Source organism: Candidatus Pelagibacter sp., from assembly GCF_052048095.1.
Lineage (GTDB): Bacteria > Pseudomonadota > Alphaproteobacteria > Pelagibacterales > Pelagibacteraceae > Pelagibacter.
Window position 1 is genome coordinate 1 of the sequence record NZ_JBNAKG010000001.1, and the last position, 18,046, is coordinate 18,046.

Below are 18,046 nucleotides of genomic sequence, written 5' to 3' on the forward strand. Positions count from 1 at the left end.
ATATAAAAATTATCTTTAAAAAGTTTAAACAATAAAAAAGTAATAAAAAAAGCAAATAAAACTAAAATTGGTAAATTAAATATATAAAATAAAATCAGACATAAAGTTAAAGTTAGTATAGAAATTAAACCATAAACTCTCTCAATAAAAAAAAAAGAAAAAATTCTGTCTTTTTTTTTTAATCTTTTACTAATTAGATAATATTTTAACACCTCTCCCATCCCAGTAAACGAGAGGATATTGAATACAAATGAAACAAGGGAAAAAAATAAGTAATCTTTGAAGTTAGTTTTTAAAATATTTTTTGAAATAAAAAAAAGTCGTAGAGAATTTAAAAGAATTAAATTAAGAGTAAAAAAACTAACGATTAGGAAAATTTCTAATTTAAATAACTCTAATTTTGTAATATCTATATTGTATATATTTACAATTGAATACAGAAGTAAAAAGGAAATTACACTCAGTATTATATTCTTCATGAAAAAAATACTTTTATGTTCAGAGTTTTATTATCCACAAGTTGGTGGTGTTGAGATACATAATAAAATTTTATTTGATTATTTCAAGAAAAATAAATTCAAAGTGTATGTTGCTACATCATTTAATGCAAAAAGACTAAGTAATAATAATATTTTTGAATTTAAAATTAAAGGAAACTTTGTAAGAGGTTACTCAGGTGAAACAAAAAGATATCAAGATTTTTTGATAAAAGAGAACTTTGATTTGATATTTTTTAATGCGGCACAACAATGGTCTTTTGATTTGGCTTTACCTGTGATAGAAAATATCAATTCCAAAAAAATATTATTTCCATGTGGATTTTCAAGACTTGGTAACTATTTCTATTTCCCATATTTTAAATTAATAAAACTAAAAATAGATTATTTTGATGAAATAATTTGTTCATACAAAACTTCAAGAGATTATAAATTTTTGAGTGAAATCTTTAAGAAAAAAATCCATCTAATTCACAATGGATCAGAAAAAATAGTTAAAAGATATAATCATAAAAAAATATTTCGTGATTTTAAGATAAAACCAAATACTCAGGTTTTTATGAACGTCTCGAATATTAAATTTAATAAGGGTCAGGAGAGAGTAATAAGTTTATTTGATAAAATACCACATGAAAACTCAATATTGTTTTTAATGGGTCAAAATCACTCAAGTTTTTATTTTGTTTATATTAAAATTTTGATTTTTTTATTTAATAAAAAAAATAAAGGAAAAAAAATTTATCTGTTACCACCAAACAATATAATTAAGCAAAAACTTTATAGTATATCAAATTTTTTTTTATTTGGTTCCAGATTAGAATATGATCCTTTGGTTATGTATGAAGCAATCGTATCAAAAACAAAATTTATATCAAATGATGTTGGGTCATGTAAAAATGTAATCAATGATAATTATGGATTAGTTTCAAATGATGATGACAAAAAGATTCAATACATATTGAGAAAAATAAAAACAAATAGAGTGAAAAATTTAAGTGTTAAAAATTTTTTTTGGGATACAATTTGTAAAAAGTACTTTGGTGTTTTTGAAAAATATTTAAAATAAATTAATTATAAGTTTAAATCTACATTGATCATCTCTTTAACTAGTTGACTTAAATTATATTTTGGTTTCCATTTTAAGATTTTTTTGGCTTTTGAGGAATCTCCTACTAATTTTGGAACTTCTAATGGCCTGAAATATCTTGAATCTATTTTTACAAGTAGTTTTCCATTTTTTTTATTTAACCCAATTTCATTAATACCTTTACCTTTCCATATAATTTTTATTCCTACTTCGTTAAAGGACATTTCAACAAATTTTCTTACTGAAAAAGTTTTTCCTGTTGAAATAACAAAATCATCTGGTTTTTTATAATTAAGTATCTTCCACATACTTTCTATATAATCTTTCGCATGTCCCCAGTCTCTCAAAGCATCTAGGTTACCTAAATAGAGTGTTTTTTGCTCTTTTTTTGCAATTTTTGCTACTGCCATTGTTATTTTTTTTGTCACAAAAGTTTCACCTCTTCTAGGACTTTCATGGTTAAACAAAATTCCATTACTTGCAAAAATACCATATGCTTCTCTGTAAATTTTAGTAATCCAATACGCGTAAAGTTTCGCTGCAGCATAAGGGCTTTGAGGTGAAAATTTAGTTTTTTCGCTTTGGGGATATTCTTTTACATTACCGTATAACTCAGATGTAGAGGCTTGATAAAATTTTATTTTTGGATTAACCGATTTAATAATTTCTAAAATTCTTAAGGAGCCTAATGCATCACAGTTAGCAGTATACTCGGGACTTTCAAAACTAACAGCAACATGAGATTGCGCAGCTAAATTATAAATTTCAGAGGGATTAATTTTTTTTATAATATTCATTAGAGATAAGCTATCGGTTAAATCTCCATAATGTAAATGAAAATTACTTTTGGTTTGTGGTTCTCTGATAATGTGATCGATCCTTTGAGTATTGTAAGAAGAGCTTCTTCTTTTGATGCCATGTACTTTATACCCTTTTGATAAAAGAAATTCTGCTAAATAGGAACCATCTTGACCAGTAATACCTGTAATTAATGCTATTTTTGAATTCATAATTAAAAAATTATTTTCTTAATAACATATAACTAATTTATTAAAATAACTAATCATAATTAAAAGTTAATTTTAATTTAAAATGATATTTTAATTCTATGATTTATTAGTATTTATCTTTTTTTCCCAGTTTATTTGACTTCTTATAGTTTTAATCAAAGGCGTTTTGTATCTTAAAAAACCTGTCTTTTTTAAAAATTTATCATCGCAAAATATTTTTTCTACATCACCTTTTCTTCTATTTGTAATGTTTAATTTAATTTTATTTTTAATGATTTTTTCAAATTCTTTAACAATTTCTAAAACTGATAGTCCATATCCATAACCACAATTAACAATGAATGATTTTTCAATTTTAGCTTTGATTATATTCAAATGAATTGCTGCCAAATCATTTACATCTATATAGTCTCTAATACATGAACCATCATGAGTATCATAATCTTTGCCATAAATATTAATCTTTAATTTTTTATTTATAATATTATTTGCTAAAACTTTGAATAGTTGACCAGAGTTGTTTATTGGACCAAATTTCATATTATGCTCAGCACCCACAACATTAAAATATCTTAAAATAATATATTTGAATGAACTTTTCTGAGAATAATTTTTTATCAATTGTTCGCACATCATTTTTGTTAATCCATAATGACTTTCTGGATCTAAGAAAGATTTCTCTTTTACTTTTACTTCACCAATTTTTGGATTGCCATAAACTGAACATGTAGAGGAAAATATAAATTTTTTTATATTTTTGTTTTTTAAATATTTTAATATTTTTACTGTTTTAAAAACATTATTTAAATAATATTTCTTAGGATTAAGCATAGATTCTTCTACACTTAATGATGCAGCAAGATGTATGATGCTATCTATTTTAAATTTATTAAAAATTTTATCTAAAGATCTCAGATCAGCAAAATCGGACTTAAAAAAATGACATTTATTGTGAACTAACTTCTTATGACCTGTAGATAAATTATCTATTACAATTACATTATATCCTGAAATAATTAATTTTTGTGTAATTATACTCCCAATATAACCAGCTCCACCAGTAACTAAAATATTTTTCATTTTTTTAAAAAATTATTTACAGCTTTTAAAAGATTATTGTAATTTTTTTTTTTCAATTTTTTTGATAGTTGTTCGTTGTTGACTATTATTGATCGAATATGAGCATTTTTTGCAGCCAAATGATCATTTAATGAATTACCTATAAAAATCGAATCTTTTCTATTAATATTATATTTCTTTATGGCTTCATCTATCATTCCAGAATTAGGTTTTCTACAATTACATTTTATCTTTAACTTTTTTACCTCACCTTTAAAACCTTTATGGGGGTGATGTGGACAGTAATATATATCATCCAGATAAACTCCATTTTTACCCAATATTGTTTCCAGTCTATCATGACTTTTATTAACATTTTCTTGCGAAACAAAACCCTTTGCAATAGCTGGCTGATTTGTAATGATTACTACTAGATACTCTGAGTCATTTATCTTTCTTATGGCCTCTATTGTTGTTGGATAAAGTTTGGTTGGATTCGAGTATCTAAAATTTTTTGCTTCGTAATTCATCACTCCATCTCTATCAAGAAAAATACACTTGTTAGTTTTTTTTTTATAAATTCCAGAATTGAAATCTTTTAAAGCTTCATAATATCTTTTTTTTGTGCCAATGTCTTTTGTATACTCTCTAGAATTGTATGTTAAAATCCTTTTTCCTTTCTTTAAACAATCATTTATAAAATTTCTTGTTAAATCTGATTTCGAGTTTTTTTTTATCAAATTAATAAGATTGGAGTTAATTAAATAAATCCCTGACATTACTAAATTTTTAGTAACATAATTTTTTTTTCTATTTTTAAAATATATTTTTTTAACTCTATTATTTTCATCTACCTTTATTAAATCACTATCTGCTGGATGATTATTTGGGTGAGTAAAAAAAGAAATATCTCCTTTGTTTTTTTTATGAAAACTAACAAATTTTTTTAAATCTACATTAAATAATAAGTCTCCCATAATAATTAAAAGTAGCTCGTTTTTTACTTTTAAATTTGTCAAACTGCCGGCAGTACCTTTCAATTTTTTCTCAACAAAATATTTAAATTTTATCTTATTAATATTTAAATAGTTTAATATTTCATGGGACTGATTTCCTAATAAAAAAATTGGAGGTTTGCTAATTTTATTAAATTTAAATTGATTTAATATTAAATCTAAAAGATTTTTTTTTCCAAATTGAGCAAGAATTTTAGGTTTTTCAGATACAGATTTAAATCTCGATCCTTTGCCTCCACATAAAATTATAGCTTGCATCTATTTATTTTTTATTATTGAAAATATTTCACTAAATCTTTTTTCAAATGTATGATCAGTTAAAGTTCGTTTTTTTGCATTTTCAGCAACTTTAGATCTTATATCTTCGTTTGTTAAATAAAAATTAATTTTTTTTTTTAAATCATTGTAATTATCAAAAGTAACAATTTCTTTATCAATAGAGAAATATTTATTTAAATATTCTACATTTTCAGATATTAAAAAACACCCAAGTCCAGTTATTTCAAATACTCTTCCTTTTATTTGTCTAGTATTTTTTTTAAAATAATTTTTTATATTCGTAAATATTGTAAATAAATTATAGAATCTGTATGTATTTCCACTTTTTTTTAAAAATATTTTTATAAAATTTTTGAAGTTTTTATTTGTAGATGATGAAGAAAAATTAAGATTAATTTTACTTTTTTGAAAAATATCAATCATTTCATCAAATTCCACTCTTCCATTTTCCCAGCCATTTCCTCTGCAATAAACGTTAAATCCGTCTTTTGTTAATTTTTTTATAATGTTCCTTCTATTTGAGTGAGGTTGTCCAACAAATGAAACGTCAAAGATTTTTTTCTTATCATTAAGATCAGTATTGGAATAACTGTAATTATTAAAACCCCATTGCGATAATATTATATTGTCAAATCCGTTACTTTTATATTTTAAAACTGAATTTTCATCAGTAGTGACAATATAATTGAACAATTTCAACTTTTTTTTAGAATAATTGTCAAATCTCCAATGATCGTCAGACATCCATGCTATAGAATTAACTTTTGGTTTTTGTTTTAAATATTTTAAAAATTCATCAGAAAATTCATCTTGAAACAAAACAAAAAAAGCAAAATCAAATTGAAAACTATCTATAATTTTTTTTGCCTTCTCATTGAATTTTTTTTCTCCATATAAATTTATTAGATCAGTTGGAAAATTGAAAACTTTGGAATTTTTAAAATTTTGAAATGTTTTAAGAAAATTTACATATTCAAAAGAATATCCTAACTCCTTTTTGCCATAGTCGTATTTGTAACCAGAATAAAATATTTTCATAAAATATACTAAATAAAAAATTTTTTTAACTTTCTTGTTATATAAAAAGAAAATAACAGCGACATAATCTTTAGATTTAAACCATTTATTATCTTTTTTAAAAACCATTTTTCAAAAAATCTGAAATTTAACATTATTTTAATTAGTATTATGCTTTCAAAGACATTCATCTTGTATTGGTTATCATTTATTTTTTTAAAATAATCTAAATTTCGAAAAAAAAATTTTTTTGATTTTATTCTTAATCCACTTTTATATTTCATTTTATACTTAGAGGAAAAAGATTTTGGATGATACCTATGATAGTATAAATATTTATCAATACATCCGATTTTAGCCTTAAAAAACATATTAGTATACATTATATAATCTTCGGGAAATAGGATTTTTCCAGAAGTTTGGTATTTAATAATATTTTTTTGAATTAATTCTTTTTTGAAAAATAAAGATCCATGAGCGAACAAAGAGTCTACACAGAGTTTATTATAGTAAAAATTTTTATTTTTAAAAAAACAATTATTTTTTTCAAATATATTGTTGTTTTTATCAATTCTGTAAAAGTTACAACCAACCATTTCGAATTTGAATTTTTTTAAATAATTAAGTTGTAACTCGATTCTTTTAGGATGACTTATGTCATCAGCATCCATTTTAGCAAAATATTCACATTCGCTTTTTTTTGCTAATTCTAACAGTTTTTGTGATGCTTTTATAATCCCATTATTTTTAGTGTATATATATTTTATTTTTTTATTTGACTTAACAAATTTTAAATACTTTTCTTGATTAACTTTATTAGATCCATCATCTAAGATGAATATTGTGATATTTTTATGAGACTGCTTTAATATTGACTCTACAGCACTAATAAGATAGTTCCCGTCATTAAATGTTTGTATTAGTATACCAACTTTATCTTTATTTTTTACTTTCATTAAATTTCATAATATATATTTCAAAAATTTAATCATGAAAAAAGAAAAAATTTTTATTGCGGGCCATAAAGGCATGGTTGGTAGTTCAGTACTAAGAATATTCAAAAAAAGAAACTATAACATAACAACTTTAGATAAAAAAAAAATTAATCTTTTAGATCAATCAAAAGTATATAAATTTTTAAAAGAAAAAAAATTTGATTCTGTAATAATTTGTGCGGCAAGAGCAGGAGGAATTTTTGCAAATAATAAATATAGGACAAATTTTATTTATGAGAATTTGCAAATACAAAATAATTTAATTTATGGATCTCATCTAAATAATGTTAAAAAATTAATCTTCTTAGGATCTTCATGCATATATCCCAAAGTTACAAAACAACCAATGGCTGAAGAAGATTTATTATCTGGATATTTAGAACCTACAAATGAACCATACGCTATTGCAAAAATAGCAGGAATAAAACTTTGTGAATCAATCAATATACAGTTTAATAGAGATTATAGATGTTTAATGCCTACAAATCTCTATGGTGTGAATGATAATTTTGATTTAAAAAATTCACATGTTATTCCTGCCCTAATAAGAAAATTTCATGAAGCAAAAATTAAAAATAAAAAAAAAACATTAGTATGGGGTACAGGAAAAGTGTATCGCGACTTCTTATATGTTGATGATTTAGCAGATGCAATTTTTAAGATTTATAAATTGCCTAAAAATCAATATAAAAAATTAATCAAAAATGTAAGTCATGTGAATGTAGGGTCTGGAAAACAAATCTCAATAAAAGATATAGCAACAAAAATAAAAGATGTAGTGGGCTTTAAAGGAAAGATAGAATTTGATAAAAATAAACCTGATGGTATGAAATTAAAAATGCTGAGTAATCGAAGAATTTTCAAAACTGGATGGAGACCAAAATTTTCATTAAAACTTGGTTTAAATCTTGCATACAATCACTATAAGACATTGACTAAATAACAATGAAATTCCTTAAACAAAAATTAAGAAAAAAAATTAAAGATGACATCATTGACAATATTGATCTTAAAAAAAAGATAATAAAAAAAAATATTGATGAGATTATTAAAGTACAAGAAATTTGTATAAGCGCCCTAAGATCAGGTGGTAAACTTATATTTTGTGGAAATGGAGGTTCTGCTAGCGATGCTCATCATCTGGCTACTGAGCTTCTAGTTAGGCTGAGACCAAATATTAATAGAAAACCTATACCAGCGATTTCATTAAATTTAGACACAACTTCTTTAACTGCTTGTGGAAACGATTATAGTTATGACATCTATTTATCTAGAATGTTAGAAGCTTTAGGAAATAAGAATGATGTTCTAATTGTAATTTCTACAAGTGGAAACTCAAAAAATATTATAAAAGTTCTTAAAAAAGCAAAAAATATGAAAATCAATTCTGTAGCTTTATTAGGAAAAAAAGGAGGAGCTGCAAAGAATTATTGTGAAAATAATATTATTATAGATTCAATTAATACAGCAAGGATACAGGAAGCTCATATTTGTATAGGTCACATCTTGATGGAAATAATTGAAAATCATTTGATTAATGAAAAAAGTTGAAGTTTCAATAATACTTTCAACTAAAAATTTCAAAGATATTGAAAAAATAAATGAGAATTTTCAAAATTCTCAAGTTAGTTATGAAATAATTGCAGTAGGACCTTCTGAAAAAAATTATGAAATAGATAAACTTAAGATCATTCAAAGTTTTACGAAACCAGTTCAATGTTTGGAGATTGCAAAAAATATTTCTATAGGAGATTGGTTGCTCATTTGGTCTGATGATATGTTTTTTTTAGAGATAAAAAAAGATAATTTAAAGAATTTGATTGATTTAGCAAAAAATAATAAAAACTCCCTTATTTCATGCCAGCTTGTCAATGAGATAAATAGAGATTTAAATTCTCATAGATATGATACTTCAAATCCAAACTCTCCAATTTTGCCCTTTGCCGCTCCTCTGAAGAATGAATGGATTAAGTTAAATGGGTTTTATGACAGGAACTTTATTGCAACTTTAGCAGATATTGATCTTTATTTGAGATTAATGACAAAAGGTTTAAAAGTAAAAATTGGAGATATTAAAATTATAGAAAGGCATAAATCAAATTATTCTCTTAACTCAGACTATCACTCTAAAGACAGAGGGGTATTAAATAAACTCTGGCTTAAAAATATAAAAAGAGGAGTTATTGAGAGAGAAAACGAAATTTCTCCTTTCAACAAAAATCAATTAAATTTACCTCAAGGTCCTCGTGGAAGATGGATATTTAATAATAGCTTCTATTTTAATTATTGTTTAAATTTATATTTTAAAATTTCTAATGAAATATTTAAATTTTATATTATTAAAAAATTTGTTTATATTTTTTTGAAACAAATTCAAAAAATTACAAAAAAATTTTATTTCTATTTTTTTTAAATGGATTTAAGGGATAACCTGCGCTAAAACCACCAAATAGTGGCTTTTTATCAAAAAAAGTAGGTTGAATAGTGATTTCAATAGTATCTCTATTTTTTTTTGGCAAATTAGCCCTGTGGTAAAGATGGTTTGAGTCAAATATTACGATCGGATTTCTGCCACAAACTGAGAAAATTAAAGTTTCATTTTTTTCTGCGTTTAAAATTTCAAGACTTGGATTTTTTTTACCAAAAAATCCTTTATAAATCATTATCTTAACTGTCTTATGAGGAAACATATCATAATGAGCACCTACTTTTTCATTATTTAAACTTTTTGATTCTGGTAAATATCTCCAAATTCTTAAATTTACTATTCTATACTCAGACTTAAAGTAATTCTTTATTATCAAATCAAAATCTTTATCAGATCTTACGTAATCATCAATTTTAATTAAAAATGATTTTTCAATGTCATAAACAAATTGTTGATTATCTTGGTCTGACACTTTTTTTTTAGAATAAGTGAAATTTTCCAAGTGATTATGGATAATTTTCTGATGTGAGTTTAACTTTTTTTCTAGCAAATTAAATAAGATTTCAGGTGTTTCCTTTTCTTTAATTATTTTTTTATAAAATCCATTTTTACAAAAAAAAACAGTTACTTTATTTTTCTTATAATAATTAAAAAAATTAATCATAGTACACAAAAAACTTTTTAATATGTGTAAGATAAATGATTTATTTGGATGTGATACAAAATATGTAAAATAGGGATTAAATTTATAAAATGGATAAATTTTAATTTTTTTTTTTATTTTATTTTTAAGACTCATTAGTAAACGCATTTTTCCTAAACCAAAAACATCCACATGCATAATTATTTTTTGAAACTAAACTTGGATCTGCATTAATTTTTAGACCTGTATTATATCCATCATCATCAATTAAACTAAATTCAATTAATTCAAGTTCTTTAAAATATTCAATTATTTGCTCATAACTAAAAACTCTATGAGCATTAAAATAAATATTTTTTTTTCCAACTGGGACAACAAAAATTAAATTGCCATTATAGTTTAAAACTCTTTTAATTTCATTTATAGCTTTAACGCTCCCATCTATATCAAGATTGTCGCCATATCTGCCAAGACCTATGTGCTCTACAACGTGCATACAACTTAAAAAATTTATTGAGGAGTTTTTGATATCTTTCATGTCTGTTAAGTTAGTTGTTTTAAACTCTAAATTTTCAAGGTTAATATTAGGTTTTTGTATATTGTGATGTATTATTTTAGTATTAGCTGAGCTGATAGTCACAAATCGCAGATCAGATCCAAAATCATGAAGAATTTCAGGTTTTATTTTATTTAATATTCTTGATGCCCAAGCAGTATGATAAAGATAATGAGGATCAAATGGATGTTTTTTTTTATTATCAAATAATTTTGGTAAAATTTTTATTTTAAATATTTCATTAAGATTAAAATTAGAAAATTTTATTAATTGAAAAAAAAAATGTGGAAGTTTAATTATATAAAAAATTCCTTTTAATATTTCTCTCATAAATATTAACTTTTGCTGTAATAAATTATTTGGCTCCCAGTATTGTCAATTCTGAACGGAACTTGCAAAAATTTATTAAAACATTTAAGAAATCTTCTTTGCTTGTTTTTTGGTACTAGAAATAAAATAAATCCACCACCACCAGCACCTAAAATTTTACCTCCGTAAGCACCTTGTGAATATGCTTCAGAAAAAATTTGATCTATTTGATAATTAGTGACCTTTTCTGATAGTTTTTTTTTTAAATCCCATTGGTCTTTAAGTGCTTCACCGAATTTTTTAAAATCTATTTTTTTTTTAAAAAAAATTTCTTCTAATGCCTGATCGGTTAATCTTGATATATCATTGAGACTATTTATGTTTTTATTACTTTTGATATTTTTCACTTTATCTTTTGCTATTGAATTTGCTTTCCTTTGTAATCCAGTAAATAATAAAATAGAGTTTTCCTCTAGCTTAATTATCTCCTCTTTAGAGAAAAAGATATTATTTACTTTTAAATTACCATTATTTTCAAATACAATATGATTTAACCCGCCAAAAGCAGCTGCAGTTTGATCTTGTGAACCAACCTTTTCCCCAATTAAATTCCTTTCAACATGGATTGCCTCCATTGCTAACTGTTTTTTTGTAATGTTTTCATTTCTTAATGTATAAAGAGCGTGCAAAAGAGAAACTGTAAATGTCGAGCTTGAACCTAGACCAGACAAAGCAGGAAGATCTGCGCTATGAACAATTTCTAGCCTATCATTATTTTTAAATTGCAAAAATTTTAAACATTCTCTTATTGATGGATGTTTTATTTCAACAATTTTTTTAACTTCTTCTTTTTTAAAATAACGCAATCGATAATTATAATTAAAAAAAGGTGGTAATGATCTTAGATTAATATAACAGTATTTATCTATGGTGGTGCTTATTACTGATCCGTTATTATCTTTATACCATTCTGGATAATCAGTTCCGCCTCCAAAAAAAGATATTCTAAAAGGTGTTCTAGAAATTATCATTTAGTTAAACTATATTTTCTCTATACCATTTTATGGTATTAAATAAGCCTTCTTTCATCTCAATTTTTGGATTAAAGTTTAATAATTTCTTGGCCTTAGAAATGTTTATCAGTCTTTTTGGTATCATTGTTGGCTTTGATTTATCAAACTCAATTTTTAAAGACTCAGCACTTTCTAATTCAATAATTAAATTTAATATTTCCTTAATTGTGATACCTTTACCAGACGCTAAGTTAATTATATCAAATTCATTGAAATCAAAGACAATCTTATTCAAACCATCAATAAAATCATCAATATATAAAAAATCCTTAAGATCTTCGCCATCCCCCCACACATTAATTGGGTTTTGTTTTTCAACAACTTTTCTAATTAGTGAAGCAATAACTTTGGATTTCTCAATATCAAATTTGTCATAAGGCCCATATAAATTACCAGGTCTTACAATTATTGTAGTCATTTTTCTTTTTATTTTTTTTGAATATATTTCACATACTTCTTCAGTAAATTTTTTCATCCAGCCAACAACATGATATTTCTCAAAAAATGAATATTGCGAATCCTCTTCTTTAACAGCATAATCAACATGGGGATACACAGTATTGCTACTTATAAAAACAAATTTTTTTACACCACATTCGTATGCGGCCTCGAGCATATTTAAGTTCATTCTGATGTTTGGAGTAAGATGGACTAATGGAGTTTTTTCCATAATTGCTGCACCAGAGGAATTTGCGGCACACATCACTACTACATCAATTTCTCTACACAGTTCTTTGCATTCTGAGATATTCTCTAAATCAGCTTTTTTGTAATCTACACCTTTTATTTTTAAAAAATTTTCATTATGGAAATAATTTGACCTAATAACATTAAACTTTCCTATTATTGATTTAAGATAATTTGTACCTATAAATCCAGAACCTCCAGTTACTAATATATTTTGCATTTTTACTTATCTCTATCAGAAAGAATGGGGTTATCTATTTTCCAATTGAAACCGAATTCAGGATCATTCCACTTAATAGTAAATTGAGACTTCCTATCATATTGGGTATTTTGTTTGTAATGAAAAATTGCTTTTTCACTTAAAACAACATGTCCATTACCAAACTTTGGCGGAACTAGAATTTGCAACCTATTCTCTGATGAAAGATCAAAACTTTCCCATTTTTTAAATTGATTAGAGTTTTTATCGTTATTGACTACAATTAATTGAAAGTTTCCATATAAACATGAAATTAATTTCCAGGTGTCATCATTCCCATGGATTCCCCTTAGTACATTTTTCCTTGAAACTGAAATGTCATCTTGTAAGAAATTTATATCTATCTTATTTTCAATCATAAAATCTTTGTTATAAGTCTCAATATATTCTCCTCTAAAGTCCTTAAAAACAGATGGTGTGATTTTTACTACTCCGTCTAATGAAGTCTTTTCTAAAATCCAATTATCGTAAGTTTTAGCTGTCATTCTTAAAATAATTATGTCTTAGATCGTTTTCATTCTTATTTTTTAAATACCAATTCCAAGTTCTTTTAAGACCTTCTTGTAAGTCAACTTTTGGCTCATATCCAATAATTTTTTTTGCATTATCTATGTTCATTATTCTTCTTGGAAAACCAGAATTTTTGGTAGTATCAAATTCATAATTAAATTTTTGAACTTTCGTAAGACTTTCAACCAACTGTTTTATAGAATATCCTTTTCCACTACCCAAATTTAAAAATTCCTGTTCACCAGTACCTTTAATTAAAGTTAAAATTACACCATCAGCAACATCCTCTGCATAAGCAAAATCTCTAATTGAAGATCCATCACCCCAAATCACAACAGGATTTTCTTTATTATAAATCCTATTCATCAGAGTTGGTATTACCATTGCATTTTCAGGATCGAAATTGTCACCAGGTCCATAAACATTACAAGGTCTTACAATATAATAATCTTTTAGATCATATTGTTTTTTATAAGCTTGAATTTGCAATTCTGCCATTCTTTTGGCCCAGCCTGGAAACATATCCATTGGTGGTTCAGAAAAACTTGAATCTTCCTCTTTAAAAATTTCTCTACTTGAGTATGCACCAATTGAACTTGTATAGACTAGTTTTTTTATTGAATTTTGCCGACATGCTTCTAAAAAATTTGTGTTCATCATTATTAATGGGACAAAAAAACTTGCAGGTTTTTCAATAGTAACTTTTACAGAACCTTTAATACCCGACATATGAAGTGCATAATCTTTGTTTTTTGAAACCTTTTTACAGAAGTTAAAATCTGTTAAATCTCCAAAAACATGCTCTGCTCTTTCATCAACATTTATTTTATCCAATGAAATAATTGTAACTTCGGCCTCATAATCACATAATTTATTAACTACAGATCTTCCAATTAAACCTGTGCCACCTGTAACAATTACTTTTTTTTTTTTAAAAAAATCTATTAACTTATCTTTTTTCATAATTTATTTTTCGCCAATATAGATTATTTCATCACAAAAACTATATAATTCTTTCTGATGAGCAATTATTATAATAATTTTTTCCTTCTTGATCTCCAAAATTGTTTCTTTAAATTTATTAATATTTTCAACATCTAAATTATTTACTGGTTCATCAAAAAAAAGAACATCTGAGTTTTTATAAATTGCTCTTGCAATTGCAAGTCTTTGTTTTTCTCCACCAGAAATCATTTTTGCATTATTTTTAATTGTAGTATTGGTTCCATATTCAAGGTTTTTTATAAAGCTTTTTAAACCTGACTCCTCTAATGCTGAATTTGCTTTATCAATTTCTTTTGAAATTTTTTGCTTTTGATCGTCTAAAATAACATTATTTAGCAATGTATCTTCGTTAATAAAAATATTTTGAGGAACAATTGTGATTTTATGAAACCAACTTGATTTATCAATAGTTCTTAAATTTGATCCATTGACCAAAATATCACCTTTATAATTTTCAATTAAACCCGCAATAATGTTTAATAATGTAGATTTTCCAATCCCTGACTCACCTTTGATTGCATATATTTTGTTTTTTTCAAATTTATATGAAAAATTTTTTAATAAATCATTTTGAGAATTTTGATGTTTAAAAGAAAGATTTTTAATTTCAATGGACTTAATTTTACTTAATTCATTATTAACATCAGTTTCTCGCTGAAGAAATGTTTCTTTTTTAAAGTTATATTCTAGAGGATTTTTTAAAGCACTTACTGATGAAAAATGTCCTTTTACAGATATAAATAAACTATAAACTAATTGAAAAGATGGAGCAACTTTTACAAAAACAATAAAGATTAGTGCAATTTTAGCAAGATAAAGAAAAAATTTATTTTGATCAAACAAATAAAAAATTAACACCATACCAAATATGAAAAAAATAATTTCTAATAAATGCTTAGGAAGTATTGCTATAATATCATTTTTTGCCTCAAGTCTGTTTAATTTCGACGAAAAATTAAATAGTTTGTCACTTTGCTTTTTGAGCAAATTTGAGATTTTAAAAAAAATAAAATTATTTATTGTCTCATCAACACTTTTTATAACTTTTTGAAATTGATCAGATAATCCTAATGAATTTCTTTTAGCTGCCTTTTTAAGAATTTTATAAATTGAAATATAATAAAGAAATAAAACACCAAACATAATGAAAGAAATTTTTGGTTCTACATAGGTGACTCCTAAAACCATGATTATTATAGTAAAAAGTTTATTTAAAATTGTTGAGATTGGTGAAACGAACATTGATATAAATCTTTTTACTTCAAAAATTATATCTTTCAAAATAGAGGCGCTATTAATATTTAACAAATTTAGATATTCCATTTCAGTATAATATCTAAAAACACGGTATTGAAATTTTCCAATTATTTTACTCCAAAAATATGAAAAGTTATATAAAAGTATTAGATTAAAAATATTAAATAAAATAAAAAAAACAATTATTAAAATAAATAAAAGTTTTACGAAATCATCTAATTCATAATTTAAAAATATTCTAATGGCTTCAATTTTGTCATTAGGAATAATTTGGTTTCCAGACAGATTTTGGAGGCTTAAAATAAAGGGATAAATTAAAATTATACTTAAGAATTCTAATATTGATAAGAATAAAGATGCAACTGTAAGAAAAATTAACCTTATTTTTTCTTTTTTTGAAATATTTTTTAAAAAGAATTGATATGCTTGAAAAATATTCATTTTTCTACTTATAGTTAAAAAATTTTTTATTTTTAAACACTTCAATAATTTTATTCAAAAAACCTAACCAAAAACTTTGATAAATTAAATTGATTAATTTGCTAAAAAGAAAATGTAGAGAGTAAATTGGTCTTATTTTTTTAAATTGAGGAAAAAAAATGAGATAAAAAAAATATTGAAAAAAAAAATTAAACTTAATTGAATTATTTACATAAGAAATTTTATTAATATCCCTATCTTTAAAAATAAAATTTCTTAAATTTTTTAGAATAAATCTTTTTCTTGCTTTTGAAATTTGATTTCTTGTTTTTGAAACATTTTGCATATTATTAAATTTCTCAGTCAAACTTTTTTCGTGCTCACGTCCATAATTTGCAATGGTATTTATATACTTTCCAAGAAAACCTTCTTTAATGGCAAGAAATTCTAATGTTTCAAAAAAATCAAAATTTAAATTTTGGCTATCAAAAGAATATAAATTAGTAGCTGGCTGTTCAATTATGTTTTTGACTACTTTAGTGGACCAAACACAATTTAATTCATTAATGTGATACCCTGTTGCGGCATAAAAAGGTAAAAAATTTTCATGACTAGGCATTTTACACTTTAAATAAAATTCTTGATTTATACTGTTCAATTTTTGATTTCTTTTCCTTTGTAAGCTATTGGCATATACGAATGAGAGCTTTTGATCAGACTCGAGTTCAAAAACTGCTGTGCTAAACCATTCATTATCTATATATCCATCTGTTGATGTTGTAAAAGTGATATATTTTGTATTTACGTTCTTTATTCCATGTAAATATGCATCACAAGTATTTACATTTTTATCTACATTAAATATTTTGATTTTATCATTTTTTAGTAATTTAATTTTTTCTAATGAGTTATCAGTAGAGTCACTATCAACCAAATATACTTTAAAATTATCAAAATTTTGTGATAAAATACTTAAGCATGTTTGTTTAATATATTTGCCAGAATTTTTATTGATCATTACTACTGTTAAGTCACTCATATCAACTTTCTAAATTTTAAAATACATTCTATTAAAAAATTTTTAATTCTCTTAATAATTAATAGAAGAGGGAAAAAAATGATAAAGATAATTTTTATAATAATGCCTAATTTAGAGTTAAACACAGCATTAATAGAATAAATAATTAGGTTTATATCATGAATTAATTTTTCTTTTAAGAAACTAAAGAAGTTTTTTGGCATCTTATTTTCATGAAATCTTTCATGATAATCATACACTCTACAATAAAAAAGTGTCTCTTCTAATACATCAATTTTAAGGTTGCTTAATATCTTGATACCCATAAGAGTATCCGCATCATTTTCAAATTTACTCAAATTAAGATAAGGCAACATGTTTTTAAAAGTCTTTTGTAGTATAACTGAGGACAAGAGTAATGGTATTACATCACCCTTAAAAAAGAAATTTATAATTTTAAAAATATTAGGCCTGCCTTTAAAATAAATATTTTTCTTAAAAAAAATTTTTTTTTTTTTTGAATTTTCGTTAATATAATAACCATTACAGATGACCATATCTGAGTTTGTTTCTTGAATTTTTTCAATCAGTTTTAAAAAAAAATTTTGATCTAAATAATTATCATCATTTAAAACGATCAAATATTTTCCAGAAGCATGTTTAATCAATACCGAAAAACAATCATTACCATTTCTTTTCTTTGTATCCAAAATATATTTGATTCTTTCATCTCTTTTTTGAAATGATTTAATTATTTTTTGGGAATTATCAATTGATTGATTATCTAAAATTATCAATTCAAAATTTCTAAATGTTTGTCTAGTTACGCATTCTAGTGTTTCTTTTAAATATTTTTCACCATTGTACACTGGCATTAATAAAGATAATAAAACCTGGTTATTATTATGAACTTCGCTCACT

Annotated in this window: 19 protein-coding genes; 4 read left to right on the forward strand and 15 right to left on the reverse strand. The window is 24.2% G+C overall.

Annotated features, from left to right (window positions below):
* A partial coding sequence (locus ACTT9P_RS00005) for a hypothetical protein (RefSeq protein ID WP_440908646.1) occupies positions 1-212 on the reverse strand: 212 nt, incomplete at its 3' end.
* 265 nt (positions 213-477) lie between these two features.
* On the opposite strand from ACTT9P_RS00005, the gene ACTT9P_RS00010 reads away from it, so the two are divergent.
* Positions 478-1,563 (forward strand): glycosyltransferase, encoded by a 1,086-nt coding sequence (locus tag ACTT9P_RS00010; protein ID WP_440908647.1) that lies wholly within the window; start codon positions 478-480, stop codon positions 1,561-1,563.
* Between the two features lie 5 nt (positions 1,564-1,568).
* On the opposite strand, the gene gmd is transcribed toward ACTT9P_RS00010, so the two are convergent.
* From gmd to ACTT9P_RS00035, 5 genes are all read right to left on the reverse strand, one after another.
* The gene (gene gmd, locus ACTT9P_RS00015; protein ID WP_440908648.1) at positions 1,569-2,594 is read right to left on the reverse strand and encodes a GDP-mannose 4,6-dehydratase; all 1,026 of its coding nucleotides are present in this window, start codon (positions 2,592-2,594) and stop codon (positions 1,569-1,571) included.
* A gap of 96 nt (positions 2,595-2,690) precedes the next feature.
* Positions 2,691-3,674, reverse strand: a complete 984-nt coding sequence (gene galE, locus ACTT9P_RS00020) for a UDP-glucose 4-epimerase GalE (protein ID WP_440908649.1) — start codon at positions 3,672-3,674, stop codon at positions 2,691-2,693.
* A complete protein-coding gene (locus tag ACTT9P_RS00025; RefSeq protein ID WP_440908650.1) occupies positions 3,671-4,927 on the reverse strand; it encodes an HAD-IIIA family hydrolase in 1,257 nt (418 codons plus the stop codon). Before ACTT9P_RS00025 ends, galE begins: the two co-directional genes overlap by 4 nt.
* Positions 4,928-5,986 (reverse strand): CgeB family protein, encoded by a 1,059-nt coding sequence (locus ACTT9P_RS00030; RefSeq protein WP_440908651.1) that lies wholly within the window; start codon positions 5,984-5,986, stop codon positions 4,928-4,930. It abuts the gene before it with no gap.
* Between the two features lie 8 nt (positions 5,987-5,994).
* A complete protein-coding gene (locus ACTT9P_RS00035) occupies positions 5,995-6,921 on the reverse strand; it encodes a glycosyltransferase family 2 protein (RefSeq protein ID WP_440908652.1) in 927 nt (308 codons plus the stop codon).
* Between the two features lie 34 nt (positions 6,922-6,955).
* On the opposite strand from ACTT9P_RS00035, the gene ACTT9P_RS00040 reads away from it, so the two are divergent.
* From ACTT9P_RS00040 to ACTT9P_RS00050, 3 genes are read left to right on the forward strand one after another with little or no spacing between them, the layout of a single operon-like run.
* Positions 6,956-7,903, forward strand: a complete 948-nt coding sequence (locus ACTT9P_RS00040) for a GDP-L-fucose synthase family protein (protein WP_440908653.1) — start codon at positions 6,956-6,958, stop codon at positions 7,901-7,903.
* A gap of 2 nt (positions 7,904-7,905) precedes the next feature.
* A complete protein-coding gene (locus tag ACTT9P_RS00045; RefSeq protein WP_440908654.1) occupies positions 7,906-8,511 on the forward strand; it encodes a D-sedoheptulose-7-phosphate isomerase in 606 nt (201 codons plus the stop codon).
* On the forward strand, positions 8,498-9,373 hold the full coding sequence (locus ACTT9P_RS00050) for a hypothetical protein (protein WP_440908655.1): 876 nt from the start codon (positions 8,498-8,500) through the stop codon (positions 9,371-9,373). Before ACTT9P_RS00045 ends, ACTT9P_RS00050 begins: the two co-directional genes overlap by 14 nt.
* Here ACTT9P_RS00050 and ACTT9P_RS00055 read toward each other — a convergent pair.
* Genes ACTT9P_RS00055 through ACTT9P_RS00095 form a run of 9 tightly spaced genes read right to left on the reverse strand, consistent with a single transcriptional unit; the run spans position 9,342 to position 18,000 of the window.
* Positions 9,342-10,187 (reverse strand): hypothetical protein, encoded by an 846-nt coding sequence (locus ACTT9P_RS00055; protein ID WP_440908656.1) that lies wholly within the window; start codon positions 10,185-10,187, stop codon positions 9,342-9,344. The two genes, ACTT9P_RS00050 and ACTT9P_RS00055, sit on opposite strands and share 32 nt — an antisense overlap.
* A complete protein-coding gene (locus ACTT9P_RS00060) occupies positions 10,177-10,917 on the reverse strand; it encodes a DUF268 domain-containing protein (RefSeq protein ID WP_440908657.1) in 741 nt (246 codons plus the stop codon). The genes ACTT9P_RS00055 and ACTT9P_RS00060 overlap by 11 nt, the downstream gene beginning before the upstream one ends.
* 5 nt (positions 10,918-10,922) lie before the next feature.
* Positions 10,923-11,927, reverse strand: a complete 1,005-nt coding sequence (locus tag ACTT9P_RS00065) for a GHMP family kinase ATP-binding protein (RefSeq protein ID WP_440908658.1) — start codon at positions 11,925-11,927, stop codon at positions 10,923-10,925.
* A gap of 4 nt (positions 11,928-11,931) precedes the next feature.
* Positions 11,932-12,876: an NAD-dependent epimerase/dehydratase family protein gene (locus ACTT9P_RS00070; protein WP_440908659.1), complete on the reverse strand. Its 945-nt coding sequence runs from the start codon at positions 12,874-12,876 to the stop codon at positions 11,932-11,934.
* A gap of 2 nt (positions 12,877-12,878) precedes the next feature.
* Complete coding sequence (locus ACTT9P_RS00075; protein WP_440908660.1) at positions 12,879-13,400, reverse strand: dTDP-4-dehydrorhamnose 3,5-epimerase family protein; 522 nt, start codon at positions 13,398-13,400, stop codon at positions 12,879-12,881.
* Complete coding sequence (locus ACTT9P_RS00080; protein WP_440908661.1) at positions 13,390-14,388, reverse strand: NAD-dependent epimerase/dehydratase family protein; 999 nt, start codon at positions 14,386-14,388, stop codon at positions 13,390-13,392. Before ACTT9P_RS00080 ends, ACTT9P_RS00075 begins: the two co-directional genes overlap by 11 nt.
* A 3-nt stretch (positions 14,389-14,391) precedes the next feature.
* Positions 14,392-16,128 carry an ATP-binding cassette domain-containing protein gene (locus ACTT9P_RS00085; protein WP_440908662.1) on the reverse strand — a complete coding sequence of 579 codons (1,737 nt, stop codon included), beginning with the start codon at positions 16,126-16,128 and terminating at the stop codon, positions 14,392-14,394.
* Between the two features lie 4 nt (positions 16,129-16,132).
* Positions 16,133-17,146: a glycosyltransferase family A protein gene (locus ACTT9P_RS00090; RefSeq protein WP_440908663.1), complete on the reverse strand. Its 1,014-nt coding sequence runs from the start codon at positions 17,144-17,146 to the stop codon at positions 16,133-16,135.
* Complete coding sequence (locus tag ACTT9P_RS00095; RefSeq protein ID WP_440908664.1) at positions 17,143-18,000, reverse strand: glycosyltransferase family 2 protein; 858 nt, start codon at positions 17,998-18,000, stop codon at positions 17,143-17,145. Before ACTT9P_RS00095 ends, ACTT9P_RS00090 begins: the two co-directional genes overlap by 4 nt.
* Positions 18,001-18,046 lie beyond the last annotated feature (46 nt).